Source organism: Pantoea sp. YR525, from assembly GCF_900116775.1.
Lineage (GTDB): Bacteria > Pseudomonadota > Gammaproteobacteria > Enterobacterales > Enterobacteriaceae > Pantoea > Pantoea symbiotica.
This window is the reverse complement of record NZ_FPBU01000008.1, coordinates 268,829-295,224: the sequence shown is the minus strand read 5'-3', so window position 1 is coordinate 295,224 and position 26,396 is coordinate 268,829. Positions and strand designations below refer to the sequence as shown.

Here is a 26,396-nt window from a genome sequence, read left to right as displayed (position 1 = left end):
TCAGTCAATTTTAAGCAGGAGTGGAATGAGGAGGCGGCAGAATTGATATAACAACGCCTGGCACAAACTCCTGAAAAATTATGACGAAGACTGAATTGATGCAGCGCAATTTATACCGGTTAGTCGCTGTTTTGCTAGCGGTAAAGTTTCCTATAACTCGCTATTTATTGATCTGGATTAAGACAATAAATTTCCAGATATGTAGTGTTAAAGTGGTTGTTAATTAGATGTCACAACATCATCATATAATTAAGAATATAATTACCTTTTCCGCAATTATTTAACCTCGATCTGGAAAGCCGTGTGTCAATTGTTTGACGAAGATCCAGCGTCTTTTCCCTTCTTTACCCTGATGACAGAGTAAGCATAGCCGCTGTTTTTGAAACCGTTACGCTTTTTGCCCCTGTTTTCGGCGGGTTATTACCAAAAAAAAGCCACCCGAAGGTGGCTTTTTAATGTCAGTCAAAACTGGCTTATTTGATTGGCAGAACCGCTTTAACCGCGTCGCCAATGTCTGCCAGGCTGCGTACGGTTTTCACACCGGCCGCTTCCAGCGCAGCGAATTTCTCATCAGCAGTACCTTTACCACCGGCAATGATGGCGCCTGCGTGGCCCATACGTTTGCCTTTCGGTGCAGTCACACCCGCGATGTAGCCGACAACCGGCTTGGTCACGTGTGCTTTGATGTAGGCTGCTGCTTCTTCTTCCGCGCTACCACCGATCTCACCGATCATCACGATCACTTCGGTCTGTGGATCTTCCTGGAACAGTTTCAGGATGTCGATGAAGTTAGAGCCTGGGATCGGGTCGCCACCGATACCTACGCAGGTTGACTGGCCGTAGCCGATGTCAGTGGTCTGCTTAACGGCTTCATAAGTCAGCGTACCTGAACGCGATACGATACCGACGCGGCCTGGCTGGTGAATGTGGCCCGGCATGATACCGATCTTACATTCGCCTGGCGTGATCACGCCTGGGCAGTTCGGGCCGATCATACGTACGCCAGCTTCATCCAGCTTCACTTTCACGGTCAGCATATCCAGCGTTGGGATACCTTCGGTGATGGTGATGATCAGTTTGATGCCCGCATCGATCGCTTCCAGAATACCGTCTTTGCAGAACGGCGCCGGAACGTAGATAACGGTGGCGGTTGCGCCGGTCGCTTCTACTGCTTCACGCACGGTGTTGAACACCGGCAGGCCGAGATGCGTGGTGCCACCTTTGCCTGGCGTTACACCGCCAACCAGCTGCGTACCATAGGCCAGCGCCTGCTCAGAGTGGAACGTCCCTTGACCACCGGTGAAACCCTGGCAAATGACTTTGGTGTTTTTGTCGATCAAAATGGACATTATTTACCCTCCGCTGCAGCTACAACACGCTGTGCAGCGTCTGTCAGGCTGGTTGCTGCAATGATGTTCAGACCGCTGTCCGCCAGTTTCTTAGCGCCCAGCTCGGCGTTGTTACCTTCCAGACGTACCACAACTGGTACGTTCACACCCACTTCTGCCACTGCACCGATGATGCCGTCTGCGATCAGGTCGCAACGTACGATGCCGCCGAAGATGTTAACGAACACGGCTTTTACCGCATCGTCAGACAGGATGATTTTGAAGGCTTCGGTCACGCGCTCTTTGGTTGCGCCGCCGCCAACGTCCAGGAAGTTTGCTGGCTCACCACCGTGGTGTTTCACGATGTCCATGGTGCCCATTGCCAGACCGGCGCCGTTTACCATACAGCCGATGTTGCCATCCAGCGCAACGTAGTTCAGTTCCCACTGCGTTGCATGTGCTTCACGTGGATCTTCCTGGCTTGGATCGCGCATTTCACGCAGTTCCGGCTGACGGAACAGTGCGTTACCGTCTGCACCCAGTTTGCCATCGAGGCAGATCAGGTCGCCCTGCTTGGTGATCACCAGCGGGTTGATCTCAACCATCGCCAGATCGCGCTCGAGGAACATGGTCGCCAGACCCATAAAGATTTTGGTGAACTGGCTAACTTGCTTACCGGTCAGGCCAAGTTTGAACGCCAACTCGCGGCCCTGATACGGCTGTGGACCCGCTAATGGATCCAGCGCCATTTTGTGGATCAAGTGTGGCGTTTCTTCTGCCACTTTCTCAATCTCAACACCGCCTTCAGTCGAGGCCATGAAGATCACACGACGAGTCGCACGGTCAACAACCGCACCCAGATACAGCTCCTGATCGATATCAGTCGCGGCTTCAACCAGAATCTGGTTTACCGGCTGACCGTGCGCATCAGTTTGATAGGTCACCAGACGTTTGCCCAGCCAATGCTCAGCAAAAGCACGAATGTCTTCTTTGCTGTTAACTACTTTCACGCCACCCGCTTTACCGCGGCCACCGGCATGAACCTGACATTTCACTACCCACGGACCTGCGCCGATTTTAGACGCGGCTTCTTCAGCTTCACGTGGCGTGGTGCAGGCGTAGCCTGTCGGTGCTGGCATGCCATAGCGTGCAAACAGCTGCTTCGCCTGGTATTCATGTAAATTCATGATGTTCTATCCATTCAGGTATGAGTTTGGGCGCGCCTTCACACCGCGCGCCCGGCGAAATTAGACGTCCAGCAGCAGGCGAGCTGGATCTTCCAGCATCTCTTTCACCGCGACCAGATAGCCAACGGATTCACGACCATCAATCAAACGGTGATCGTAAGAGAGCGCCAGATACATCATTGGCAGAATCACTACCTGACCATTGACCGCCATTGGGCGATCTTTGATGGCGTGCATGCCCAGAATCGCGCTCTGCGGTGGGTTGATGATTGGCGTAGACATCAGCGAACCAAACACACCACCGTTGGTGATGGTGAAGTTACCGCCGGTCAACTCTTCAACCGTCAACTTGCCGTCACGGCCTTTCACCGCCAGCTCTTTAATTTTCTTCTCAATGTCGGCCATGCTCAGCGCATCAACATCTTTCAGCACTGGCGTTACCAGACCACGCGGCGTAGAAACCGCAATGCTCACATCGAAATAGTTGTGGTAAACCACATCTTCGCCATCAATCGACGCGTTCACTTCCGGGAAGCGTTTCAGCGCTTCAACCACCGCTTTGATATAGAAGGACATGAAGCCCAGACGCACGCCGTGACGCTTCTCGAACGCGTCGCCGTACTGTTTGCGCAGGTCCATGATTGGCTTCATGTTGATTTCGTTGAACGTGGTCAACATCGCGGTGCTGTTTTTCGCTTCCAGCAGACGCTCGGCAACACGCTTACGCAGACGCGTCATCGGTACGCGTTTTTCGCTGCGGTTAGCCACAGCGGCCTGCGGTGCAGCAGCAGCAGCTGGCGCTGGTGCGGCTTTGCCACCGTCGGCTTTCTTCGCCAGATGTTTTTCCACATCTTCACGCGTCAGACGGCCGCCAACGCCGGTGCCTTTGATCTGGCTGGCATCGAGGTTGTTTTCAGCAATCAGACGGCGAACCGCTGGGCTGAGCGCATCGTTGCTCTCTTCTTCCAGAGAAGCGGTTTGACGCTGTGCTGGTGTAGACTCTTTGCTTTCCGCTTTTGCCGCAGTCTCTTTCCCGCCGCTGTTGCCCTCTTTCAGACGGCCCAGAATCTGACGAGAAGTGACGGTAGCGCCTTCATCTTCCAGCACGGCTTCCAGAATGCCGTCCGCTGAAGCAGGCACTTCCAGCACCACTTTGTCAGTTTCAATCTCTACCAGTACTTCATCGCGGCTCACGGAGTCGCCGGGTTTTTTGTGCCAGGTTGCAACCGTTGCGTCCGCTACGGATTCAGGCAAATCGGGAACGAGAATTTCTACGCTACTCATTTTCTTTCCTTTTTATTAACCAAGGTTCAGCGCGTCATTAACCAGGTCTTGCTGCTGTTTTTGATGTACGGACATGTAGCCCACGGCCGGTGAAGCAGAAGCCGGACGGCCTGCATAACGCAGTGACGCACCAAATGGAACCACTTCGCGGAAATGATGCTGACTGCAATACCATGCGCCCTGATTCAGTGGCTCTTCCTGACACCACACGAAATCCTGCACATGAGCATAGTTTTTCAATACGTCCTGCACGACTTTGTGCGGGAACGGATAGAGTTGTTCGATACGCACGATAGCCACGTCGGTCTGCTCGTTTTTACGACGCTGCTCCAGCAGATCGTAATAAACCTTGCCCGAACACAGTACGACGCGTTTAACCTGCTGCGGATCGAGATCGTCGATCTCACCAATCGCCGGCTGGAAGCTGCCAGTGGCCAACTCTTCCAGGCTGGAAATCGCCAGCGGATGACGCAGCAGTGATTTTGGTGACATGACGATCAGCGGACGGCGCATACCGCGCAGCGCCTGACGACGCAGCATGTGGTAAACCTGCGCTGGCGTTGAAGGCACGCATACCTGCATATTCTGTTCAGCACAGAGTTGCAGATAACGCTCCAGACGCGCTGACGAGTGCTCAGGACCCTGACCTTCATAACCGTGCGGCAGCAACATGACCAGGCCACACATACGGCCCCATTTCTGCTCGCCGGAGCTGATGAACTGGTCGATCACTACCTGCGCACCGTTGGCGAAGTCGCCGAACTGCGCTTCCCAAATGGTCAACACGCGCGGTTCTGCGGTGGCGTAACCGTATTCGAAGGCCAGTACCGCTTCTTCAGACAGCACGGAATCCCACACTTTGAACTGACCCTGACCGTTATGGACATGGTGCAGCGGCGTGTAGGTTGAGCCGTTGGTCTGGTTGTGGATCACCGCATGACGGTGGAAGAAGGTACCGCGACCGGTATCTTCACCGGAAAGACGTACCGGAATTCCTTCGTCAACCAGCGTGGCGTAAGCGAGGTTTTCAGCACCGCCCCAGTCGAACGCTTTGTTGCCTTCAGCCATCTCTTTGCGATCGTTGTAGATCTTGGCCACGCGAGACTGCACTTCTACCGATTCCGGTACGCTGCTGATGCGGCGCGCCAGTTCCTGCAGGCGTTTCAGTTCCACGGTTGCCGGGTAGCTTTCATCCCACTCGTGGTTCAGATACGGCGACCATGTGAATGAATGCAGGCTCATCGGACGCCATTCCGGCACCACGCATTCGCCTTCATCCAGCGCGTCGCGGTACAGGTTAACCATCTCGGTGGCATCTTCGGTGGTCGCAACACCTTCGCTTTCCAGCTGATCGGCGTAGATTTTACGCGGCGTTGGATGCTTTTTGATTTTCTGGTACATCAACGGCTGAGTTGCACTTGGCTCGTCGGCTTCGTTGTGGCCGTGACGGCGGTAGCACACCAGATCGATAAACACATCACGTTTAAAGGTGTTGCGATAATCCAGCGCCAGGCGAGTCACAAACGCCACCGCTTCTGGATCGTCCGCGTTAACGTGGAAAATCGGTGCCAGCACCATCTTGCCGATATCAGTACAGTACGGCGTAGAACGCGCATCTTTCGGGTTGGAGGTGGTGAAACCAACCTGGTTGTTAATCACGATGCGAACGGTACCGCCCACTTCGTAACCACGCGCCTGCGACATGTTCAGGGTTTCCTGCACCACGCCCTGGCCAATCACTGCGGCATCACCGTGAATGGTGATTGGCAGAACTTTGTTGCTGCTTGGCTCAGCCAGACGATCCAGACGCGCACGCACCGAACCCATTACTACCGGGCTCACGATTTCCAGATGCGATGGGTTGAACGCCAGCGCCAGATGCACCAGGCCGCCTTCGGTTTCCACGTCAGACGAGAAGCCCATGTGGTACTTCACGTCGCCGGTGCCGAGGTGTTCTTTGTGCTTGCCGGAGAATTCGTCAAACAGATCCTGCGGCTTCTTACCTAACACGTTGATCAGTACGTTCAGACGACCGCGGTGCGCCATACCCAGCACCACTTCGCGCGTACCGCTCTTGCCAGCGTGACGAATCATCTCGCGCAGCATTGGCACCAGCGCATCACCGCCTTCCAGCGAGAAGCGCTTCGCACCTGGGAATTTCGCGCCCAGATATTTTTCCAGGCCTTCTGCCGCAGTCAGCTCTTTCAGGAAACCTTTTTTCTCGTCGCTGCTGAAAGACGCGTGGCCCACCACCGATTCCAGACGCTGCTGAATCCAGCGCTTCTCATCGGTGTTGTTGATGTGCATGTACTCTGCACCAATCGAGCCACAGTAAGTCTGCTGCAGCGCCGCAAACAGATCGGCCAGCTTCATAGTCTCTTTGCCGATAGCAAAAGAACCTACGTTAAAGCTTTCCTGAAAATCGGCGTCGGTCAGATCGTGATAAGCCGGATCGAGGTCGGCTACCGTGTCCTGTTTCCACAGGCCAAGCGGATCGAGGTTTGCATGCTGATGGCCGCGGAAGCGGAACGCATTAATCAGCTGCAGCACTTTAACCTGTTTGGAGTTGGTTGCCGGATCGGTCACGGTTGATGTGTAACGCGTGGCGTCTTTAGCCAGGCGGCGGAAGTAATCACGCGTGGTGGAGTGAAATTGCTCAGGTTTCACGCCAGTGCCCGGCAGCTGTTGGAACAGCTCGCGCCACATGTCATCAACTGAGTCAGGATCGGTCAGGAAATCCTCATAGAGTTGCTCTATGTAAGATTGGTTCGCGCCGGCCAGCCAGGAGGAGTCCAGCCAGGGTTTCATCGCGCTGTTCTGCATTGTGATCCCTTAAGCATTAATCTGCTTTTTATGAGGTTTCATTTTTTACCGCTTACGCGGCTTGCCGTAGTGAGTTCAGCGATACGAACCTGTGCGCTACCGGCGCCTGGCTCGTAAGGGAACCTTTATAAGCGTGGTCAGCACCGCGCTTATAGAGGCTTCCGTAAACATCCGGGAACCTAGGTTCCCGGAGAGTGACTTTCTGTTACGCCCCGCGTTGCAGCAGCATCGACTTAATATGGCCGATGGCGCGCGTTGGGTTTAGGCCTTTCGGGCACACGCTCACACAGTTCATGATGCTGTGACAGCGGAAAACACTGAAAGCATCGTTTAGATTGTCGAGACGCGCATTGGTTTCCGTATCGCGGCTGTCGATCAGGAAACGGTAAGCGGCCAGCAGGCCAGCCGGACCAACAAACTTGTCCGGATTCCACCAGAACGACGGGCACGACGTTGAGCAGCAGGCGCAGAGAATACACTCGTACAAACCGTCCAGATGCTCACGCTCAGCAGGGCTCTGTAAATGCTCGCGTGCCGGTGGATTTTCCCCATTATTCAACAGGAAAGGCTTAATCTTCTCATACTGTGCATAGAATTGTCCCATGTCTACCACGAGGTCGCGGATCACCGGCAAACCAGGCAGTGGACGGATAACAATTTTCTTGGTGCCGTTACCCAGCGCAGAGATTGGCGTGATGCATGCCAGACCGTTTTTACCGTTCATGTTCAGACCATCTGAACCGCACACGCCTTCACGGCATGAGCGACGGAAAGCCAGCGTTGGGTCTTTCTCTTTCAAACGGATCAGCGCATCCAACAGCATCATGTCGCGACCATCTTCCGACTCCAGCGTGTATTCCTGCATACGCGGTTTGTCGTCGACTTCCGGGTTGTAACGATAGATAGAAAATTCGAGTCTCATGATGATCTCCGCAATTAGTAGGTACGCGCTTTCGGCGGGAAGGCCGCACGCAGTTTCGGTTGCATGTTCACCTCACGGCGCGTCATGCTTTCCGTCTGCGGAACATAGAGACTGTGGCACAGCCAGTTTTCATCATCGCGATCCGGGAAGTCGAAGCGGCTATGCGCGCCACGGCTTTCGGTACGGAAGTTGGCGGCGACAGCAGTGGCGTAAGCGGTTTCCATCAGGTTATCCAGCTCGAGGCACTCGATACGCTGGGTGTTGAAGTCCGGCGAACGGTCATCCAGACGCGCCGATTTCAAACGCTCACGAATCACTTTCAGCTCTTCCAGACCTTCACGCATCGCATCGCCATCGCGGAATACCGAGAAGTTGTTCTGCATGCAGCGCTGCAGCGCTTTACGGATTTCGACAGGATCTTCACCGGTGGTGTTATTTTCCCAACGGTTGAAGCGCGCCATCGCTTCATCAAGATTTTCCTGCGTGGCTTCACGCAGTTCGCCCTGCTCTTCAATACACTCCAGCAGATGCACACCGGCTGCGCGGCCGAACACCACCAGATCGAGCAGCGAGTTGCCGCCGAGGCGGTTAGCGCCGTGTACCGATACGCAGGCGATTTCGCCGACAGCGAACAGACCCGGAATCACCTCATCCTGGCCCTGCTCATTCACGCGCAGCGCCTGGCCGGTCACTTTGGTCGGCACGCCGCCCATCATGTAGTGGCAGGTTGGGATCACCGGAATCGGTTCTTTGATTGGGTCAACGTGCGCAAAGGTACGCGACAGCTCAAGGATGCCAGGCAGACGCGATTCCAGTACATCGGCACCGAGATGGTCGAGCTTCAGTTTAATGTGCGGACCCCAAGGGCCATCGCAACCGCGACCTTCACGGATTTCCACCATCATTGAACGTGCAACCACATCACGACCCGCCAGATCTTTGGCGTTCGGCGCATAACGTTCCATGAAGCGTTCACCATGCTTATTCAGCAGGTAACCACCTTCACCACGGCAACCTTCAGTAACCAGCACGCCCGCACCGGCAATACCGGTTGGGTGGAACTGCCACATTTCCATATCCTGCACCGGCACGCCTGCGCGCAGCGCCATACCAACGCCGTCACCGGTGTTGATGTGGGCGTTAGTGGTGGACTGGTAAATACGTCCCGCGCCGCCGGTAGCCAGAATGGTGGCCTTGGCTTTGAAATAGACGGTTTCGCCGGTTTCCATGCAGATAGCCGTACAGCCGACAATCGCACCGTCTTCGTTTTTCACCAGATCCAGCGCATACCATTCGGAGAAGATGGTGGTTTTGTTCTTCAGGTTCTGCTGATACAGCGTATGCAGCAAGGCGTGGCCGGTACGGTCGGCCGCAGCAGCGGTACGCGCCGCCTGCTCACCGCCGAAATTCTTCGACTGACCACCAAACGGACGCTGATAGACGCGGCCGTCATCAAGACGGGAGAAAGGCAATCCCATATGTTCCAGTTCCAGAATCGCTTCTGGACCGACATGACACATATATTCGATCGCGTCCTGGTCGCCGATAAAGTCGGAACCTTTGACGGTATCGTACATGTGCCATTCCCAGTTATCGTCATGGGTGTTACCCAGCGCGACGGTAATACCGCCCTGCGCCGATACAGTATGGGAACGGGTTGGGAAAACTTTGGATAACAGGGCACAAGTCTGGCCCGATTGGGAGATTTGCAAGGCGGCGCGCATACCTGCGCCACCTGCGCCGATCACCACGGCATCAAATTCTCTGACTGGCAAACTCATTTACACACCCCACACCACAACAAATCCATAAATTGCGTACGACAGCAGCGCAACCACAATCACAAACTGCAGCAGCAAACGGGTTGCTACTGGTTTCACGTAGTCAGTCAGCACTTGCCACATTCCAATCCAGCCGTGGATGAGAATCGAGAACAGCGTCAACATGGTGAACACTTTAGTGAAGGCAGATGAGAAGAAGCCATGCCAGACGTCATACGTCAGCGTGCCTGTCATCACGACAAAACCGAGGATGTAGATGATGTAAAGCGTCATTAAGATTGCAGCAGCACGCAGTAACAGCCAGTCATGGATACCGTTGCGTCCTAATGCAGAAGCATTGCTTACCATACGAGGACTCCAGCCAAAATTGAGAGCACGACAGTGATAACAAAAGCCGCTTGCGCGGAACGGGTTCCCACCTGCAGGGTTTCTTCCATAAAGCCAAAATCAGCCAACATATGACGAATACCGCCCACGACGTGATACGCCAGCGCAGTTAAAATGCCCCACATGATGAATTTGGCAAAGAAGCTATCCATGATGGATGCCGCTTGCAGGAAGCCTTCAGGAGAAGAGAGGGAGAGACCCAGTAACCAGAGCAGAATTCCGAGAGCGACAAAGGTGATCACGCCGGAGACGCGGTGGAGAATGGACGATATTGCAGTAACGGGAAACCGGATCGTCGAGAGATCCAAGTTAACAGGTCTTTGTTTTTTCACGGTTTTGCCCACACAGCTCTTTTTTATTTTGCTTCCTCCGGTCCTGAGTTGCATCAGAGACACAGCGTGTGTTCAGACTGCAACCGCCACCAAAATAGCAACATCCAGTGTTAAATAAAGCGGGTAAAACGCTGGGTGGCTCCTGGTGTCAGGGTGTTCCGGAGACCTGGCCGCAGTATAGGAGGATCACATTCTGATTACAATTCCCCTACAATCTCTTTGGTCACATTTAGGCTGAACAGTGATCACCTTCACGAATTTCACAATTTATACATTTTTAATTATCTGATTTGACAAAGAATCAACATTTCAGTTACAAACAATCGCATTAAAGCCCTATGATGCACAAAAGTTATGGGGATACACTTTCCCCTAAGCTCAAGTTATGTAACATTGCCAATACAAGTTATATAAAGCATCAGGTTATTGGTTACCAAGAAGTTATGTCGTGACAGGAACTTTAACATCCTCGATGTGCAGCATGTCATGCCCCGATGCCACCGAATGGCCCAAATTCAGCGTTTACTCTGTAACCTTGCCTAACCAACGTTACCGTAGAGTGATGCTGGGAAGATTGTGGTTTTATGCAACATGGAGGCTATTCTGGTGTCTAAGATCCTTACCTTAAAGGCGCTATGGAGACGAAATAATGACAGATAAAAAAGTGACGCTAACCCTACAAGATAATACGTCTGTTGAACTGGACGTGATGCAAGGCACGCTGGGACAAGATGTTGTTGATGTCCGCGCCCTTGGCTCTCAAGGCCTGTTCACCTTCGATCCCGGCTTCACCTCTACGGCGTCCTGCGAATCTAAAATCACCTTTATTGATGGTGACGAAGGTATTCTGTTACACCGTGGTTTCCCGATTGATCAGCTGGCAACCCACTCAAACTATCTCGAAGTGTGTTACATCCTGCTGAATGGCGAAGCCCCGACCCAAGCCCAGTTTGAAGAGTTCCGCACCACCGTTACCCGCCATACCATGATCCACGAGCAAATCACCCGACTGTTCCACGGCTTCCGCCGCGATTCGCATCCAATGGCGGTGATGTGTGGTGTGACCGGTGCGCTGGCGGCGTTTTATCACGACTCTTTAGACGTCAACATTGAACGTCACCGTGAAATCGCTGCGTTCCGCCTGCTGTCGAAAATGCCGACCATGGCAGCGATGTGCTACAAGTACTCGATTGGCCAGCCGTTTGTGTATCCACGTAACGACCTCTCTTATGCCGGTAACTTCCTGCACATGATGTTCGCTACCCCGTGCGAAGAGTACAAAGTGAATCCAGTACTGGAACGCGCGATGGACCGTATTCTGATTCTGCACGCCGACCATGAGCAGAATGCTTCAACCTCTACCGTGCGTACCGCAGGCTCTTCAGGCGCGAACCCGTTTGCGTGTATCGCCGCCGGTATCGCTTCACTGTGGGGACCGGCGCACGGCGGTGCCAACGAAGCGACACTGCGCATGCTGGAAGAGATCAGCACCGTTGATCACATCCCTGAGTTTGTTAAACGTGCGAAAGATAAAAACGATTCGTTCCGTCTGATGGGCTTCGGCCACCGCGTTTATAAAAACTACGATCCACGTGCCACCGTGATGCGCGACACCTGTCACGAAGTGCTGAACGAACTGGGCATGAAAGATGATCTGCTGGAAGTGGCAATGGAGCTGGAACACATCGCGCTGAACGACCCGTACTTCATCGAGCGTAAACTCTATCCAAACGTCGATTTCTATTCAGGCATCATTCTGAAAGCGATGGGCATTCCGTCTTCCATGTTTACCGTGATCTTCGCGATGGCGCGTACCGTGGGCTGGATTGCACACTGGAAAGAGATGCACGACGAAGGCATGAAAATCGCCCGTCCGCGTCAGCTGTATACCGGTTATACCGAGCGTCCATTCACCTCGGCGCTGGATAAATAAGAGAAAGGCGGCCATCTGGCCTAATGCTGGTCAGTTAAGCCAACGACAAGTGCGCCGGCCGGGGACACTTTTGGTCCGTCTGTCCTCGCGCCGCTAGCGCGGTACCTTCACATCGCTCGTCTGCCTGACGGACCGGCGGAGACGGGACCTCCTTGTCCCGGCTCCGCCTTTCGCCCGCGTTCTGCGGGCTCTCCTGGCTTCCTCGCTTCGTTCAGCGCTGCGGATTGCCTGCCCAAAAGTGTCCCCGGCCTGCTCATAAGCTTCAGTGCGTGTTATTGAAAAGGGCATATTTGCCAGGGGCGCTGGCGCGTCTGCTGCGGCATAAGGGCTATTCGCAGCGCTGAGGCTTTTACGTTGGGCCAGGAGCCTCACGCATGGATGCGTGAGGCAGTTCGGGGCGGCCAGGACGGCCGATCCCCGAACGATCCGTCGGCACGACGTGAAAGCCGAAGGCACCGCGCCAGCGGCGCGAGGACGGCCCGTGACGCAGCTGATGTGTCAGAGCCCGCACCAAATTTAAGAAGCATTAGGCCATCTGGCCGCCTTTTTTATTGCGCTACAACTGGCATCCCGGACACCAATAAAACGGCCGCGATGACAGCACGCCCTTCTCAATCACCGCTCCACATCGCCGACACTGTTTGCCCTGCCGATGAAACACCTCGAAGCGAAAAGCTGCCTCTTCGTGATACTTCTTCATGCTGCCACGCATCTGATACGACAAACGCGGCACCGCCAGCATCGCTTCACTCAATGCCGTCAACTGCTGCTCGCTGAGATCCTGCGCCCGATGCGACGCCAGCAATCCGGCGTGCCACAAAATCTCCACGCGCAGATAATTGCCGAGGCCGGCTAAAAAGGCCTGATCGAGTAACAAGCCGCTGAACTGGCGACGGCGAAAACGCGGCGACAGTAAACGCTCGCGCACCTCCTCAACCGTTAAACTGGCATCCAGCACATCCGGGCCTACACGTTGCAAAAACGGATGTGCCGCTAAGGTATCAGCATTGAGCAGCTCAATATCCGATGCGCTATACAGCAAAATGGTTTTATCGGCGGTAGCGAGTCGCACGCGCAGCTGGCGCGTGGTATTCGGCTGCGTGCCGGTTGGCACCACGCGCCACACGCCGTACAGCTGATTGTGGCTGTAGAGCGTCAAACCGTTAGAGAAGTGGGTGAGCAACGCTTTACCGCGTGTTTCGAAGGCGTTGATGGTGGCATCCATCAGCGCCGGTTCGTAGGTTTTCAGCTGTGGAAAGGCAAACCACACATCGGTGAGTGGTTTGCCGACCATTGCCTCTGCCAGCTGATCCGCCGCGCGGCGGATCTCCGGTCCCTCAGGCATAACAACTCCTGTTAATGCGTGGCGCCACCGACGACGCGGATATCATTTTCGGTACTCAGGATCACCTGCAGCGAGGTTTCCAGCGCCTGAATCACGCTAGACGTCGCCATGCTGGCCACGCCGGGATGGTGCACCGCTTGTTCCGGCATATACGGAATGTGGATAAAACCGCCGCGCGCCTTGCTGTTGGTGGTGTGAATCCAGTGCAGCAGGCTGTACATCACGTGATTACAGGTGAAGGTGCCGGCAGTTTGCGATACCGAAGCCGGCACGCCCACTTCGCGCAGCGCGGCAACCATCGCTTTGATCGGCAGCGTGGAGAAATAGGCCGCCGGGCCATCCGCTTCAATCGGTTGGTCGATAGGTTGCTGCTGGTTGTTATCCGGAATACGTGCGTCGTCCACGTTAATCGCGACACGTTCAACCGTAATATCGGCGCGGCCGCCAGCTTGCCCAACACACAACACGCGATCGGGTTGAATCTCGTCCAGCGCGCGCGTCAGCACTTCACCGCAGGTGGCAAACACCACCGGCAACTGGCGTACCACAATGCGCGCACCGGCGATCTCTTTGCCGTCGAAGGTGCGCACGGCTTCCCACGAAGGGTTAATAGTTTCGCCACCAAAGGGCTCAAACGCCGTCATTAACACCGTTTTCATTACAACCTCACAAGAACATCAGGAAGTAGAGCAGGAAAATATTCACTACCAACAGTAGCACACCGGTTGGCACCTGAGCCTTGATCACCGCGTTGCGGTCCGGCAGCTCCAGCAGGCGCGCGGGCACGATGTTGAAGTTGGCCGCCATCGGCGTCATCAGCGTGCCGCAATAGCCGGAGAACATACCAATCGCCGCCATTACCGCCGGATTGCCGCCGTGCTGCAGCACCAGAATCGGAATACCAATGCCGGCGGTCACAATCGGGAAGGCAGCAAACGCATTACCCATCACCATGGTCAGCAACGCCATACCCACCGCATAGACCGCGACGGCAATCAGACGATTATCCACCGCCAGATACTGCTCGGTGAGATGCGAAATCGCCGTGCCGACACCGGCACTGGTGAACAGCAGGCCAAGCGTGGCAAGGATCTGCGGCAGGATAAACGCCCAACCCACCGCATCCAGCAGACGACGGGTTTCCTGCATCGACTGCAGCGGCTTTTCGTGGGTGATTTTCAGCGCGATCAGCCAGCCCAGCAGGCAGCCAATCATCATTGAGAACAGCGTCACCAGCGTGGAGTGATTACCGGGACCAAACACGCGGTCCTGCAAGCCGGGAATATGGTTAAACGCCAGCACGCCAATCACCGTTACCAACGGGATCGCCAGCGCTGGCAGGAACAGTTTGTTATGCAAGCGTTTAGCGCTCTCCTGTTTCTGCTCATCGCTGCGCTGATGATAACGACCCAGACGCACGCCACCGAAACCGGCAATCAGCGCCATTAACACCACGGCCACGCCCACGCCAATATGCAACCAGCGGCGCCCCAATTCAGCATCGCCTGCCCATTGCCCCATCAGCTGGTAAGCACCATCACCAATCAGGAAAATCAAACCATACAATGCCCAGAACAGCCCGGTGGTAAAACGACGCGGGTTAGCGCTGTCACGCCAGGAAAGCACGGCAACCACCAGCAGGATCACGCCTGCCAGCCACATCAAATATTGTTGCTGGAACATTACTTCCCTCCTTTGGCGTTCAGCGCCTGCTGGTTTAACGCGCCTAATTCACGCGACAGTTGGCGATCAAGACGCACCAGACGAGCTGAATGAATGAGGAAAGCACAAAGAGCGGTCGGGATGCCCCACAACGCGATATGCAGCGGTTCGGTGCTGATACCGGCAGATTCCTGCATGAAGTTATGCATGAAGATAATCGCGCCAAAGGCAACGAAGATATCCTCGCCGAAGAACAGACCGATGTTATCGGTCGCCGCAGACATGGCGCGCAGACGATGGCGCACGTCTGGCGGGACGTCACCGTAACGGTTTTCGGTAGCGCCTTCAGCCATCGGCGCCAGCAGCGGACGTACCATCTGCGGATGGCCGCCAAGACTGGTCAAGCCCAGCGCGGCGGTGGCTTCACGCACAAACAGGTAGACGATCAGTAAGCGGCCGGCGGTGGCGGTTTTGATCTGCGCGATCCAGCTTTGCGCACGCTCTTTCAGACCATGACGCTCCAGCAAACCGATAACAGCCAGCGGCAGCAGCAGAATCAGCGGCAGGTTGCGCGTATTGAGGAAGCCTGAGCCGAGTTTTTCCAGAATGTCTGCCAGCGGCAGATGCGCCGCCAATCCGGTGACGAAGCCCGCCACAATTACCACCAGCACCGGGTTAAAGCGCAGCACAAAACCCAGAATGATGGCGGCAATACCCAACAGCGGCCAGAGGTTTACCACGTTATCCATGTTGTTCCCTTATGTGAAAAGACAAAGCCCGGCGTGATGCCGGGCAATGAGTAAAACGTTATGCGCTGGTGACAGCAATCTGATGTGTCGCAAAGGCGGCGCGCAGCGTGCGGGCGAACTGCAGCGCGTGTGCGCCATCGCCGTGTAAACAGACGGTTTCGGCGTTGACCTTGACCCATTCTCCGCTGATGCTCTGCACTTGGCGCTGCTGTACCATCGCCAGCGTTTGCGCCAGCGCCTGATCGGCATCTTCAATCATCGCGTGCGGCTGGCTGCGTGGCACTAACGCCCCGCTCGCCAGATAGCCGCGATCGGCAAACACCTCTTCGCGGGTGCGCAGACCATGATGCGCCGCCGCCGCAATCAATGCGCTGCCCGCCAATCCCACCAGAATCAATCCGCTATCCACGGCTTTCACCGCGCGCGCAATGGCATCCGCCAGTTGTGGATCGCTCGCCGCCTGGTTGTACAGCATGCCGTGCGGCTTGACGTGCACCAGCCGTTCGCCTTCGCTCTCCGCAATGCTTTTCAACGCACCAATTTGGTAGATCATCTGCGCATACACGGTTTCCGGCGGTAGCTGCATGGCGGTACGACCAAAGTTTTCCCGATCGGGGAAACTTGGATGGGCACCAATCGCTACGCCAGACGCTTTCGCCCAGCGCACCGATTGCAGCATGGTTTGCGCATCACCGGCGTGAAAGCCGCAGGCGATATTGGCTGAACTCACCAGCGTCAACAGTTCCTGATCGCTAGCGCTGCCTTCGCCGAGATCGGCGTTAAGATCAATCTTCATGTGCCAATCCCCAGGCTATTTGGTCGAAGGAGCGTTGTTGATGCTGTTTGGCGTGAATCGCGTCTTCCAGCGTGCAGTGGATAAAGTGAATCGGTTCGCCGAGGCGAATTTGCGCCAGATGATAGAGATCGGCTTCGATGATGCAGGCAATACGCGGATAGCCGCCGGTAGTTTGTGCGTCCGCCATCAACACAATCGGCTGACCATTGGGCGGCACCTGCACCACGCCGGGCACTAAACCGTGCGACAGCAAATCGCGCGTCGCATCGCGATGCAGTTGACGTCCCTGCAGGCGATAACCCATGCGGTTACTTTGCGGACTGAGCTTCCACGGGCTGCGCCAGAAACCCTGTTGCGCCTCACGCGAGAACTCGTTATATTCCGGGCCCGCTAAGGCGCGGATGCGGTTGCCCCACAGCAGCTGCCGCACGCCGGCTTTATCTTTGAAGTCGCGCGTCGCTTGGCCCAGCGGCAGTTCGTCGCCGTCCTGCAGTTTACGTCCCTGCCAGCCGCCAAACGCCGCCTTAAGATCGGTACTCACCGAACCGAGCATTGCCGGCACAGCAAAACCACCGTTGACCGCCAGATAGCTGCGCATGCCGCGCGTTGGCGTTGCCAGCGTCAGCACCTGCCCTTTTTTCACCGGCAGACGCCAGCCGGTCCAGACCGGTTTGCCATCCAGATCGGCATTGCAGCCCGCGCCGGTCAACGCAAACCAGCCATCACGGGTAAACTGCGCTTTAAATTGTCCCAGCACGATTTCCAGCACCGCGCTCTGCTCGGGGTTGCCTACCAGCATATTGGCGGTGCGCATTGCCGGTTGATCGAGCGCGCCGCCAACGCTGATGCCGTATTGGCGGAAGCCGGTGCGGCCGTGATCTTGTAACGAGGTCATCATGCCCGCGCGGAGAATTTTTAACATACGCCCTCCTGCTGCGGCACAAAGCGCACGCTATCGCCGGGGCGTAACAGTGTCGGTGGATGCTGGAGTGGATCGAACAGGCTAAGCGGTGTGTGACCAATCAGTTGCCAGCCGCCAGGCGCGGCTAAGGGATAGATGCCGGTTTGGCTGCCGCCGATGCCCACCGAGCCGCTCGGCACCAGCACGCGCGGCTCAGCGCGGCGTGGCGTGTGTAAACGCTCATCCAGGCCGCCGAGATAGGGGAAACCAGGCTGGAAGCCGATGAAATAGACCACGTAATCGATGCTGCTGTGCAGTTCTACCGCTTGCTTTGGCGTCATGTTGGCGCGATCCGCCACCACCTGCAGATCGGGCCCGCCCGCGCCGCCGTAAACTACAGGAATCTCGACGCGGCGCGATTCCGGCAGCTGCGCTTCGCTCTCTTCCCACCAGCGCTGCAAACGCTCAATGGCGTCCAATGCATTGAGTTGCGGGTCGCGCAGCAGCAACGTCAGGTTGTTCATTCCAGGAATCACTTCCTCTACCTGCTCGTTCTGCTGCAGTCGCTGACACAATCCCCAGATGCGCTGCTGACTGGTCAACGAAACCGGCGGTTCCAGTTCCAGCACCACCGCGCGCTCACCTAGCAGATAACAACGTGCTCGTTGCAAAAACAACCTCCTGGTCAAATTCAAAACATAACGTAGGGTCGCCATTCATAGCGACCGGGCATCACGTTTATGCGTAAAGGCAATAAGTTATGCGAAAGTGACAGAGATGTGTCAACAGATTTGCGCCCTTAAACGCAGGTTAAGGGCGTGAGAATGGAAGAATCAGGCAGGATTATCGATGTCGATAAAGGTCACATCAAGGCCATGATGGGCGGCTAACCATTCGCCCAGCGCCTTGATGCCGCCGCGTTCGGTCGCGTGGTGTCCGGCGGCAAAGAAGTGCAAACCTTGTTCGCGCGCGCTGTGGATGGTTTGTTCAGAAACTTCGCCGGTAATAAAGGCATCAACGCCAAAGGCTGCTGCGCTATCGATAAAACCCTGACCGCCGCCGCTGCACCAGGCAACGCGCTTGATCAATGCCGGCGCATTATCGCCGCAGTGCAGCGGTGTGCGACCTAATCGCTGGGCAATTTTCTGCGCCAGCGCCGTGCCACTCACTGGTTCTGCCAGCTCGCCCCACGGCACCAGCGGTTGAATCTCGCCTTTCACTTCAATATCAAACAGGCGCGCCAGCTGCGCGTTATTACCTAACTCGGAGTGCGCATCCAGCGGCAGATGCCAGCCATACAGGTTGATATCATTGGCTAACAGCGTACGCAGACGCTGGCGCTTCATGCCTTTGATTACGGGCGCTTCGCTTTTCCAGAAGTATCCGTGATGCACCAGCACCGCATCGGCGTTGCGCTTCACCGCTTCATCCAGCAGCGCCTGGCAGGCGGTGACGCCGGTGATGATGGTTTTGACCTCGGCGCGTCCTTCAACCTGCAAACCGTTCGGCGCATAGTCGCTGAAGGCGCTGTTATTCAGCTGCTGATTGACGATCTGTTCTAACTCGACATTATTCATTACGGCTCCCTGACCGCCTCAAGCCGCGCTGCGAGCGCGCTCAAAGGCGTCTAGTGTCTTTTTACGTGCGTCCTTATGATCCACGATTGGCGCGGGATAATCGAGTTTCTTGTTATTTTTCTGCGCCCACACCTGCGGCTGATGGATATCGCTGTCGGGCACTTCCTTTAATTCCGGCAGCCACTGACGGATAAACTCGCCCTGTTTATCAAAGCGCTCACCCTGCGTGGTGGGATTGAAGATACGAAAATAGGGCGCGGCATCGGTGCCGGTTGACGCTGCCCACTGCCAGCCGCCGTTGTTAGCGGCCAGATCGCCATCAATCAGCTGCTGCATGAAATAGCGCTCGCCTTCACGCCAGTCGATCAACAGATCCTTCACCAGGAAACTGGCGGTAATCATGCGCAAGCGATTGTGCATCCAGCCGAGCGTGTTGAGCTGGCGCATGGCTGCATCAACGATCGGATAGCCGGTTTTACCCTGCTGCCAGGCTTTTAGGTGCGCTTCGTTTTGCTGCCAATCGACATTGCGCGTCCAGTCGACAAACGGCTGATGCTTACACAGCGCGGGAAATGCCACCATCAGATGACGATAGAACTCGCGCCAGATCAATTCGTTCAGCCAGGTAAAAGCTTTGCCCTCGTTAAGCGCATCGGGATGCTCTTTTAATACGCGGTGCAGGCACTGACGCGGCGACAACACGCCTATCGCCAGATAAGCCGATAACCGGCTGGTGCCATCAATGGCCGGCAAATCACGTTGATCCGGATAATGTTGCACCGCCTGTTTGGCGAAGTGGCGCAGCTGTTTTAACGCGGCCTCTTCCCCTGCCGGGAACAAGCTGTCATCAAAAGCTTCACAGGGATAATCAAAGGCGGGAATCTTCTTTTTGATGCTGATGGGCGCGCCGTCACGCGCTTTCGGCGCGTGATAGCACTCCGGCAAGCCCTGATGCAGGCGACGAACAAAGGCTCTGCTGAACGGCGTGAACACCTTGAACATGGTATTACTGCCGGTTTGCACGCTGCCCGGCGGCAACAGCAGGCTGTCGTCGAATCCCTGACAAATCACGCCCTGCGCATCCAGACGTTTTTCTGCCCTGGCATCGCGTTCTCGTTCATTGATTTCGTACTGATAGTTGTAGAACAGCGCATCAACCTGCTGCTGCTGGCAAAATTCCGCCAGATAATCAATCGAAGCGGCAAAGTCATCACACTGATGGAAGTGCAAAGGAATGCCGCGTTCGGCCAGCGATGTCTGCAACAAAAGGAGATTTTGCTGGATGAACGCCGCCTGCTTAGGTGCCATGTGGTGCTGCTGCCACTGCTGTGGTGTGGCTATAAACAGCGCAATCACTGTAGCCTGGCTATCGCGGCAGGCAGCGGCCAGCGCCATGTTGTCATTGATGCGCAGATCGTTACGCAACCAAACTAAATGGGTGGTCATAAAGCCCCGAAATTATTGTCCGTAGCGCAAACGCAGCGCTTCCGGATAAGGATCAAAGTAGCGCTGTTGTGCCAGCCATGGATGCGGATATTCCGCCATGTAGTGTTTCAGCATGGTGATCGGTGCTAACAGTGGCTGCACGCCAAGACGATAGCGATCAATCAGTTGCGCCAGCTCCTGACGCTGCGGCGAACTCAGCTGCGGACGGAAGTAGCCTTGTACATGCATCAGCACATTGGTGTGATTACGTCGCGATGCCTGATGTGACATCAGGTGCATCAGGCGATTGCGGTACTCAAAGGCGTAATCCTCCAGCGAATCCCACTGATCCATCGCCGCGACAAAACGACCCATTTCGCGATACTCATCCTGCGCGTGAGAAAGCAGCAGCAGTTTGTAGCGGCTATGGAAGGCCATCAGCTTGTGACGTGATAATCCGCTGCGCCACATTTCGTTGAATTCATGCAGCGCGTAAACGCGGCCAATAAAGTTTTCACGGATAGCGTCATCGTGCAGACGACCATCCTCTTCCAGCGGCAGCCACGGCATCTCTTTCTGCAGAAATGCAGTAAACATGCCGGTGCCTGCTTTACGGTTGTTGTTGGTTTCAGGCTCGTAAACGCGGACGCGTTCCAATCCACAGCTTGGCGATTTGGCACACAAAATGTAGCCGCACAGATGATGCAGCGACTTGACCCGCTCAGCGGACCAGCGCTGCATCTCTTCTGTCACCTCTTCGCCGCCATCTTTACTGAAACAGAGATGGATATTTTCATCGCTCTCTTTTACCAGCCGCAAAGCCGGACGCGGCGTCGGCAAGCCAATCGCCATTTCGGGACATACAGGTTCAAAGCGCACAAATGGCACGAGTTCGTCCGTGGCGAAGGCAAAACGTTTGTGGCCGCCATCAAATCGGACGTTATCCCCGAGCAGGCAAGCGCTGATACCAACAGGAATTTTCTCGCTCATACTTGTACAACCTCAGAAATCTTGTAGAGATTTTAAGTGTAGCTGAAATGCGCGGGGATAACAGCGCTAACGCGCGGTGGGCGTGAATTTATCGAAAAAAAAACCCGGCGCTTCGCGGGAAGTCGCCGGGTTAATACTGCGCTGAAATCGCTTACCAGTGAATGCCGGCAGCCGCTTCCGACTGCGCCAGCCAGACCGGTTTAGTGCTGGTTTTGCACCACATACGATGCAGGTAACTGTACAAACGCGCGCGATCCGAGCGGAATAACATTACTGGCAGCGCCAGCAAACCGATTGCTACCACCAGCACGCGGCGCAGTACGATTTTATACAGTGGATATGCTCGATCCATTTTTTGGCCCCCTTGTGGTAAACATTGCGTTGAAATGTGATCTGGTTCAGATATTACCCGTTGTTGTGTAATTTTACTACTCATCCGACCACTTTATTTGCGCTTTTTTCCATCAATTTAAGTGGTGATGAAATTTAGTTACAGGATTGTAAATTTAACGATCTCTTCAAGTTAAAAACTTCGTGACGGACGTCGGGCCGCTTTATTGCTAAAGTGATGCGTTAACTTTTTTGCCGCTGGAGGCAGCGTGACGACCATCTTGATAGTGGAAGATGAAAAAGAGATTCGCCGTTTCGTGCGCCTGGCGCTGGAGAGCGAAGGCCTGAAAATTGTGGAAGCGGAGCAACTGCAGCGCGGCCTGATTGAAGCGGCAACGCGTAAGCCCGATCTGGTGATCCTCGATCTCGGCTTGCCGGATGGTGATGGCAATGACTTTATCCGTGAAGTGCGCCAGTGGAGCAGCATGCCGGTGATTGTGCTGTCTGCGCGTAGCGATGAGCAGGATAAGATTGATGCGCTGGATGCCGGTGCGGATGATTATCTCACCAAGCCGTTTGGCATTGGTGAACTGTTGGCGCGCGTGCGCGTGGCGCTGCGTCGCCATCAAAGCAGCCAGCCTGAACCGATTGTGAAATTTGGCGAAGTCAGCGTCGATTTGGCGGCGCGGCGCGTGCTGCGCAACCAACAGGAAGTGCATTTGACGCCGACCGAATTTCGTCTGCTGAGCTTACTGCTGAATAATGCCGGAAAAGTGCTGACCCAGCGTCAGTTGCTGAATCAGGTTTGGGGCCCGAATGCGGTGGAGCACAGCCACTATTTACGCATTTATATGGGCCACTTGCGGCAGAAGCTGGAAGCGAATCCCACGCAGCCCAGCCATTTGCTGACCGAAACCGGCATCGGCTATCGATTTATGCCATAAAAAAAGGCCGCTAAGCGGCCTTTTCTCTTCACCGCCCTATCAGGCGTTTTTCAGTACTTCGCTAACAATCTCAACCGCTTCTTTCTCGATTTGCTGACGATGTTCAGCACCCAGGAAGCTTTCGCAGTAGATTTTGTAAGCGTCTTCGGTACCTGATGGACGCGCGGCAAACCAGCCGTTTTCCGTCATCACTTTCAGACCACCGATTGACGCACCGTTACCCGGCGCGGCAGTCAGGCGTGCGGTGATCGGATCACCCGCCAGCGTATCAGCGCTCACCATTTCTGGTGACAGCTTAGACAGCGCCGCTTTCTGTGCCGAAGTCGCCGGAGCCTGCAGACGGTTATAGCTTGGCGCACCAAAGCGCTCTGCCAGTTCGTCATAATGCTGCTGCGGGTTCTTGCCGGTGACCGCTGTGATTTCAGCGGCCAGCAGACACATAATGATGCCGTCTTTATCGGTTGACCAGGCTGAGCCATCGAAACGCAGGAAGGATGCGCCAGCGCTCTCTTCACCGCCGAAACCGAAGCTGCCATCGAACAGACCATCAACGAACCATTTGAACCCAACCGGTACTTCTACCAGCTTGCGGCCAATGTCGTTGACGACGCGGTCGATCATTGCGCTGGAAACCAGAGTTTTACCAACAGCAACCTCTTTGCCCCACTGTGGACGATGCTGGAACAGGTAGTTGATCGCTACCGCCAGATAGTGGTTCGGATTCATCAGACCCGCAGGCGTGACGATGCCATGGCGGTCGTAATCAGGATCGTTACCAAAGGCCAGGTCGAATTTGTCTTTGTACGCCAGCAAACCGGCCATCGCGCATTCAGATGAGCAATCCATACGCACCACGCCATCTTTATCCAGATGCATGAAGCGGAAAGTCTGGTCGACCGCGTCGTTAACGATGGTCAGATCAAGATTGTAGTGCTCAGCAATGCGCTGCCAGTAAGCAATACCGGAACCGCCTAATGGATCGACGCCAATTTTCAGGCCGGCTTTCTGGATGGCGGCGAAGTCAATCACCTGCGCCAGACCTTCAACGTACGGCTGGATCAAATCCTGCTCAACGATGTGACCGCTCGCCCATGCCTGATCCAGCGGCAGACGTTTCACGTCTTTCAACTCGCCTTTGATCAGCTGGTTAGCGCGATCTTCCACCACTTTGGTGACGTTGGTATCAGCCGGGCCACCGTTTGGCGGATTGTATTTGATACCGCCATCTTCCGGTGGATTGTGCGAAGGCGTGATAACGATGCCGTCCGCCTGCGCGCCGCCGCGTTTATTGTGCTCAAGAATCGCGTTAGAGATAGCAGGCGTTGGCGTATAGCCGTTGTCCTGCTGCACAATCACGTCCACGCCGTTAGCGGCCAGCACTTCCAGCACGGACAGAATCGCCGGCTCAGACAGCGCATGCGTGTCTTTACCGACGTAGCATGGACCGGTGATGCCATTCTTTTTGCGCTCTTCAGCAATCGCCTGCGCGATCGCCAAAATGTGCTGTTCGTTGAAGCTTTGGCGTCCCGCGCTGCCGCGGTGGCCTGAAGTGCCAAATTTCACCGCATGATCCGGATTCGCCACATCGGGCTTCAGGACGTAATACTGCGAGGTTAATTGTGCAACGTTAATCAAATCGCTCTGCTGGGCAGGCTGCCCGGCACGGGGGTGATTGGCCATTGGCGCTTCTCCCTGACGCTTCAGTTAAATGGTGCCGCGAACTTTCTCTGTCAGTTCCTGTGGGAACTGCATAGCCAGCATGATGTGTTCCACCATGCTGCATTTGCGACCTGTATTGGTATTCGTGATCACCCAGTACGGCGTGCCGGGAACGTGCTTCGGCTTGGTATGGGTGCCATTTTGCAGCAGCGTGTGCTCGTCGCCCGCAAAGTAGACGCGGGTACGGCCCTGCAGCGAGGCAGTCGCTTCAGCAAACGCCGCCGGATCAAGACGATAGAGCGTTGACAGTACCAACATGAAGCGGTTAACCGCCTTATTCTGCTCGGCATATTCATCGGAGAGCAGCAGCTCACGTACCGCGCGGACGCGATCCTGAGGACGCGCTTCGCGGCTGGCAGGTTGCGCTTCTTTCACTAATGCACCAGCGGCGGGCGCAGCAGGTGCGCTCTGTCCGGCGGTGAACTTCAACATGCGGCGCAAAATATCAGTGGCGCTTTCACCAATGTGCTGCGTGTGGCTGGCAATATAACGGTAGAGTTCTTCGTCAACTTCAATCGTTTTCATCTTTTTCCGTACGATTCTGGCAAATGACAGAACCACGCATTAGTGCAACGGCCTTAGCAAAATCCAGTCGTGCAAAACGTGAGCGGGTTCTAACATAAGGATTATAAAGTTAAATCCGTGGCAGCCGATAGCGTTGGCAACGTTTCCGGGCAAAAGTCGGAATATGCCCTAATGCCCATCGGCCTGACTGCTGGACAGGTGAATCCATGATAACCTAAGCCAAGGTCACAACCGTAAGAACTTTAGCCATGATTTTGAACGCCCGTCTGCAAACTGAACAATCTGCCCCCGATGCCACGCCGATTCTGTTAATCCATGGTCTTTTTGGCAGCCTTGATAACCTTGGCGTGCTGGCGCGTGGGGTGCGTGATGCACGTCCGACGCTGCAGGTTGATGTGCGCAACCACGGCTTGTCGGCACGTAGCGATGAGATGAATTATCACGTGATGGCGCAGGACATCGTCGAAACGCTGGATGCGCACCAGATCGACCGCGCTGGTGTGATTGGCCATTCGATGGGCGGCAAAATCGCCATGGCGCTCAGTGCCATCGCGCCGGAACGCATCGAAAAAATGGTGATGATCGATATCGCACCCGTTGATTACCAAACGCGCCGTCATGACGAAATTTTTGCCGCTATTCGCGCCGTTACTGCCGCAGGCGTCACGCGCCGCAGTGAGGCCGCTGAGGTAATGCGCCAGCATATTGATGAAGAAGGCGTGATCCAATTCATCCTCAAGTCTTTAGCCGAGGGCGAATGGCGCTTTAATGTGCCGGTGTTGTGGGATAACTACAGCACCATCTCCGGCTGGAAAGAGATTCCTGCATGGCCGCATCCGGCACTATTTATCCGCGGCGGCGATTCGCCTTATCTGGATAATCAGCATCGCGATGCGCTGCTGCGTCAGTTCCCGCAGGCGCATGCACATGTGATCAGCGGAGCTGGACATTGGGTGCACGCCGAGAAACCCGATGCGGTGTTACGCGCCGTTCGGCGTTTTTTTAACCTGTAAAAGCAAAAGCTTGCCGCTTGCGCTTTAGGGTTGGCGTCAGGGAAGGCGCTGGAGTATGATGTCGCGCTAAAAATTTGCCACGGATATTTTTTCGCCGTGGTCGGGCCGATAATGTTTTAATCGCGCAGCGCCTTTCCGCCGTTCGCGCCCACTCAGTTTTACAAACCATGGCAAAAGAACAGACAGACCGCACTACGCTTGATCTCTTCGCAGACGAGCGGCGTCCTGGTCGCCCGAAAACCAGCCCGCTGACGCGTGATGAACAGTTACGCATCAACAAACGCAACCAGCTCAAGCGCGATAAAGTGCGTGGGCTGCGTCGTGTTGAGCTGAAGATGTCGAGCGAGGCGGTTGACGCGCTCAGCACGCTGGCCGATCAGCAAAACATTAGTCGCAGCGAATTGATTGAACAAATGCTGCTGGCACAGCTCAAACTGTCGTAA

At 55.3% G+C, this 26,396-nt stretch carries 25 protein-coding genes; 4 read left to right on the top strand and 21 right to left on the bottom strand.

The window, feature by feature from the left end:
* Positions 1 to 473: 473 nt before the first annotated feature.
* The 8 genes from sucD to sdhC all read right to left on the bottom strand — a co-directional run bounded on the left by sucD (position 474) and on the right by sdhC (position 10,098).
* Positions 474 to 1,349 (bottom strand): succinate--CoA ligase subunit alpha, encoded by an 876-nt coding sequence (sucD, locus tag BM323_RS17985; RefSeq protein WP_008107375.1) that lies wholly within the window; start codon positions 1,347 to 1,349, stop codon positions 474 to 476.
* Complete coding sequence (gene sucC / locus BM323_RS17980; RefSeq protein ID WP_007890646.1) at positions 1,349 to 2,515, bottom strand: ADP-forming succinate--CoA ligase subunit beta; 1,167 nt, start codon at positions 2,513 to 2,515, stop codon at positions 1,349 to 1,351. The genes sucD and sucC overlap by 1 nt, the downstream gene beginning before the upstream one ends.
* A 60-nt stretch (positions 2,516 to 2,575) precedes the next feature.
* Positions 2,576 to 3,799, bottom strand: coding sequence for a 2-oxoglutarate dehydrogenase complex dihydrolipoyllysine-residue succinyltransferase (gene odhB / locus BM323_RS17975; protein WP_008107373.1), 1,224 nt, complete (start codon positions 3,797 to 3,799; stop codon positions 2,576 to 2,578).
* Between the two features lie 15 nt (positions 3,800 to 3,814).
* Complete coding sequence (gene sucA, locus BM323_RS17970; RefSeq protein WP_008107371.1) at positions 3,815 to 6,622, bottom strand: 2-oxoglutarate dehydrogenase E1 component; 2,808 nt, start codon at positions 6,620 to 6,622, stop codon at positions 3,815 to 3,817.
* Between the two features lie 205 nt (positions 6,623 to 6,827).
* Positions 6,828 to 7,544 carry a succinate dehydrogenase iron-sulfur subunit gene (locus BM323_RS17965; RefSeq protein WP_008107369.1) on the bottom strand — a complete coding sequence of 239 codons (717 nt, stop codon included), beginning with the start codon at positions 7,542 to 7,544 and terminating at the stop codon, positions 6,828 to 6,830.
* A 14-nt stretch (positions 7,545 to 7,558) separates the two neighbouring features.
* Positions 7,559 to 9,325 carry a succinate dehydrogenase flavoprotein subunit gene (gene sdhA / locus BM323_RS17960; RefSeq protein ID WP_036649196.1) on the bottom strand — a complete coding sequence of 589 codons (1,767 nt, stop codon included), beginning with the start codon at positions 9,323 to 9,325 and terminating at the stop codon, positions 7,559 to 7,561.
* A complete protein-coding gene (sdhD, locus tag BM323_RS17955) occupies positions 9,326 to 9,673 on the bottom strand; it encodes a succinate dehydrogenase membrane anchor subunit (protein WP_008107364.1) in 348 nt (115 codons plus the stop codon).
* Complete coding sequence (gene sdhC / locus BM323_RS17950) at positions 9,667 to 10,098, bottom strand: succinate dehydrogenase cytochrome b556 subunit (RefSeq protein ID WP_008107362.1); 432 nt, start codon at positions 10,096 to 10,098, stop codon at positions 9,667 to 9,669. Before sdhC ends, sdhD begins: the two co-directional genes overlap by 7 nt.
* A gap of 595 nt (positions 10,099 to 10,693) precedes the next feature.
* On the opposite strand from sdhC, the gene BM323_RS17945 reads away from it, so the two are divergent.
* On the top strand, positions 10,694 to 11,977 hold the full coding sequence (locus BM323_RS17945) for a citrate synthase (RefSeq protein ID WP_008107361.1): 1,284 nt from the start codon (positions 10,694 to 10,696) through the stop codon (positions 11,975 to 11,977).
* A gap of 556 nt (positions 11,978 to 12,533) precedes the next feature.
* Here the strand turns inward: BM323_RS17945 and nei are convergent.
* The 11 genes from nei to BM323_RS17890 form a co-directional block, all read right to left on the bottom strand.
* The gene (gene nei, locus BM323_RS17940; RefSeq protein WP_008106999.1) at positions 12,534 to 13,322 is read right to left on the bottom strand and encodes an endonuclease VIII; all 789 of its coding nucleotides are present in this window, start codon (positions 13,320 to 13,322) and stop codon (positions 12,534 to 12,536) included.
* A gap of 11 nt (positions 13,323 to 13,333) precedes the next feature.
* The gene (pcp, locus tag BM323_RS17935) at positions 13,334 to 13,981 is read right to left on the bottom strand and encodes a pyroglutamyl-peptidase I (RefSeq protein ID WP_008107000.1); all 648 of its coding nucleotides are present in this window, start codon (positions 13,979 to 13,981) and stop codon (positions 13,334 to 13,336) included.
* A gap of 7 nt (positions 13,982 to 13,988) precedes the next feature.
* Positions 13,989 to 15,005 (bottom strand): DUF979 domain-containing protein, encoded by a 1,017-nt coding sequence (locus tag BM323_RS17930; protein ID WP_008107003.1) that lies wholly within the window; start codon positions 15,003 to 15,005, stop codon positions 13,989 to 13,991.
* Entirely contained in the window at positions 15,005 to 15,733 is a 729-nt protein-coding gene (locus BM323_RS17925; protein ID WP_008107005.1) for a DUF969 domain-containing protein, read from the bottom strand. Before BM323_RS17925 ends, BM323_RS17930 begins: the two co-directional genes overlap by 1 nt.
* Before the next feature lie 58 nt (positions 15,734 to 15,791).
* Complete coding sequence (gene pxpA / locus BM323_RS17920; RefSeq protein WP_008107007.1) at positions 15,792 to 16,529, bottom strand: 5-oxoprolinase subunit PxpA; 738 nt, start codon at positions 16,527 to 16,529, stop codon at positions 15,792 to 15,794.
* Positions 16,519 to 17,451 carry a 5-oxoprolinase subunit PxpC gene (gene pxpC / locus BM323_RS17915; protein ID WP_008107009.1) on the bottom strand — a complete coding sequence of 311 codons (933 nt, stop codon included), beginning with the start codon at positions 17,449 to 17,451 and terminating at the stop codon, positions 16,519 to 16,521. Before pxpC ends, pxpA begins: the two co-directional genes overlap by 11 nt.
* Entirely contained in the window at positions 17,445 to 18,101 is a 657-nt protein-coding gene (gene pxpB, locus BM323_RS17910) for a 5-oxoprolinase subunit PxpB (RefSeq protein WP_008107011.1), read from the bottom strand. The genes pxpC and pxpB overlap by 7 nt, the downstream gene beginning before the upstream one ends.
* 162 nt (positions 18,102 to 18,263) lie before the next feature.
* Entirely contained in the window at positions 18,264 to 19,007 is a 744-nt protein-coding gene (locus BM323_RS17905) for a type 2 GTP cyclohydrolase I (protein ID WP_008107013.1), read from the bottom strand.
* Between the two features lie 18 nt (positions 19,008 to 19,025).
* Entirely contained in the window at positions 19,026 to 20,453 is a 1,428-nt protein-coding gene (phrB, locus tag BM323_RS17900; protein WP_008107015.1) for a deoxyribodipyrimidine photo-lyase, read from the bottom strand.
* 12 nt (positions 20,454 to 20,465) lie between these two features.
* Entirely contained in the window at positions 20,466 to 21,422 is a 957-nt protein-coding gene (locus BM323_RS17895) for a YbgA family protein (protein WP_008107017.1), read from the bottom strand.
* A gap of 151 nt (positions 21,423 to 21,573) precedes the next feature.
* Positions 21,574 to 21,774, bottom strand: a complete 201-nt coding sequence (locus BM323_RS17890) for a YbfA family protein (RefSeq protein ID WP_008107019.1) — start codon at positions 21,772 to 21,774, stop codon at positions 21,574 to 21,576.
* A gap of 247 nt (positions 21,775 to 22,021) precedes the next feature.
* Here BM323_RS17890 and kdpE point away from each other — a divergent pair, with 247 nt between their 5' ends.
* Entirely contained in the window at positions 22,022 to 22,696 is a 675-nt protein-coding gene (kdpE, locus tag BM323_RS17885; protein WP_008107021.1) for a two-component system response regulator KdpE, read from the top strand.
* Positions 22,697 to 22,735: 39 nt separating this feature from the next.
* Here the strand turns inward: kdpE and pgm are convergent, their stop codons facing one another.
* Both pgm and seqA read right to left on the bottom strand, forming a co-directional pair.
* The gene (pgm, locus tag BM323_RS17880; RefSeq protein ID WP_008107023.1) at positions 22,736 to 24,376 is read right to left on the bottom strand and encodes a phosphoglucomutase (alpha-D-glucose-1,6-bisphosphate-dependent); all 1,641 of its coding nucleotides are present in this window, start codon (positions 24,374 to 24,376) and stop codon (positions 22,736 to 22,738) included.
* Positions 24,377 to 24,400: 24 nt separating this feature from the next.
* On the bottom strand, positions 24,401 to 24,940 hold the full coding sequence (seqA, locus tag BM323_RS17875) for a replication initiation negative regulator SeqA (RefSeq protein ID WP_008107025.1): 540 nt from the start codon (positions 24,938 to 24,940) through the stop codon (positions 24,401 to 24,403).
* Positions 24,941 to 25,188: 248 nt separating this feature from the next.
* Here seqA and ybfF point away from each other — a divergent pair, with 248 nt between their 5' ends.
* The gene (ybfF, locus tag BM323_RS17870) at positions 25,189 to 25,953 is read left to right on the top strand and encodes an esterase (RefSeq protein WP_008107026.1); all 765 of its coding nucleotides are present in this window, start codon (positions 25,189 to 25,191) and stop codon (positions 25,951 to 25,953) included.
* A gap of 167 nt (positions 25,954 to 26,120) precedes the next feature.
* Positions 26,121 to 26,396: a LexA regulated protein gene (ybfE, locus tag BM323_RS17865; RefSeq protein WP_007890670.1), complete on the top strand. Its 276-nt coding sequence runs from the start codon at positions 26,121 to 26,123 to the stop codon at positions 26,394 to 26,396.

What these genes read in the sequence shown, in the direction of transcription:
- sucD (WP_008107375.1), bottom strand. Translation starts at nt 1,349, where the DNA reads ATGTCCATTTTGATCGACAAAAACACCAAAGTCATTTGCCAGGGTTTC.
- sucC (WP_007890646.1), bottom strand. Translation starts at nt 2,515, where the DNA reads ATGAATTTACATGAATACCAGGCGAAGCAGCTGTTTGCACGCTATGGC.
- odhB (WP_008107373.1), bottom strand. Translation starts at nt 3,799, where the DNA reads ATGAGTAGCGTAGAAATTCTCGTTCCCGATTTGCCTGAATCCGTAGCG.
- sucA (WP_008107371.1), bottom strand. Translation starts at nt 6,622, where the DNA reads ATGCAGAACAGCGCGATGAAACCCTGGCTGGACTCCTCCTGGCTGGCC.
- BM323_RS17965 (WP_008107369.1), bottom strand. Translation starts at nt 7,544, where the DNA reads ATGAGACTCGAATTTTCTATCTATCGTTACAACCCGGAAGTCGACGAC.
- sdhA (WP_036649196.1), bottom strand. Translation starts at nt 9,325, where the DNA reads ATGAGTTTGCCAGTCAGAGAATTTGATGCCGTGGTGATCGGCGCAGGT.
- sdhD (WP_008107364.1), bottom strand. Translation starts at nt 9,673, where the DNA reads ATGGTAAGCAATGCTTCTGCATTAGGACGCAACGGTATCCATGACTGG.
- sdhC (WP_008107362.1), bottom strand. Translation starts at nt 10,098, where the DNA reads ATGCAACTCAGGACCGGAGGAAGCAAAATAAAAAAGAGCTGTGTGGGC.
- BM323_RS17945 (WP_008107361.1), top strand. Translation starts at nt 10,694, where the DNA reads ATGACAGATAAAAAAGTGACGCTAACCCTACAAGATAATACGTCTGTT.
- nei (WP_008106999.1), bottom strand. Translation starts at nt 13,322, where the DNA reads ATGCCTGAGGGACCGGAGATCCGCCGCGCGGCGGATCAGCTGGCAGAG.
- pcp (WP_008107000.1), bottom strand. Translation starts at nt 13,981, where the DNA reads ATGAAAACGGTGTTAATGACGGCGTTTGAGCCCTTTGGTGGCGAAACT.
- BM323_RS17930 (WP_008107003.1), bottom strand. Translation starts at nt 15,005, where the DNA reads ATGTTCCAGCAACAATATTTGATGTGGCTGGCAGGCGTGATCCTGCTG.
- BM323_RS17925 (WP_008107005.1), bottom strand. Translation starts at nt 15,733, where the DNA reads ATGGATAACGTGGTAAACCTCTGGCCGCTGTTGGGTATTGCCGCCATC.
- pxpA (WP_008107007.1), bottom strand. Translation starts at nt 16,529, where the DNA reads ATGAAGATTGATCTTAACGCCGATCTCGGCGAAGGCAGCGCTAGCGAT.
- pxpC (WP_008107009.1), bottom strand. Translation starts at nt 17,451, where the DNA reads ATGTTAAAAATTCTCCGCGCGGGCATGATGACCTCGTTACAAGATCAC.
- BM323_RS17905 (WP_008107013.1), bottom strand. Translation starts at nt 19,007, where the DNA reads ATGAATAATGTCGAGTTAGAACAGATCGTCAATCAGCAGCTGAATAAC.
- phrB (WP_008107015.1), bottom strand. Translation starts at nt 20,453, where the DNA reads ATGACCACCCATTTAGTTTGGTTGCGTAACGATCTGCGCATCAATGAC.
- BM323_RS17895 (WP_008107017.1), bottom strand. Translation starts at nt 21,422, where the DNA reads ATGAGCGAGAAAATTCCTGTTGGTATCAGCGCTTGCCTGCTCGGGGAT.
- BM323_RS17890 (WP_008107019.1), bottom strand. Translation starts at nt 21,774, where the DNA reads ATGGATCGAGCATATCCACTGTATAAAATCGTACTGCGCCGCGTGCTG.
- pgm (WP_008107023.1), bottom strand. Translation starts at nt 24,376, where the DNA reads ATGGCCAATCACCCCCGTGCCGGGCAGCCTGCCCAGCAGAGCGATTTG.
- seqA (WP_008107025.1), bottom strand. Translation starts at nt 24,940, where the DNA reads ATGAAAACGATTGAAGTTGACGAAGAACTCTACCGTTATATTGCCAGC.
- ybfF (WP_008107026.1), top strand. Translation starts at nt 25,189, where the DNA reads ATGATTTTGAACGCCCGTCTGCAAACTGAACAATCTGCCCCCGATGCC.
- ybfE (WP_007890670.1), top strand. Translation starts at nt 26,121, where the DNA reads ATGGCAAAAGAACAGACAGACCGCACTACGCTTGATCTCTTCGCAGAC.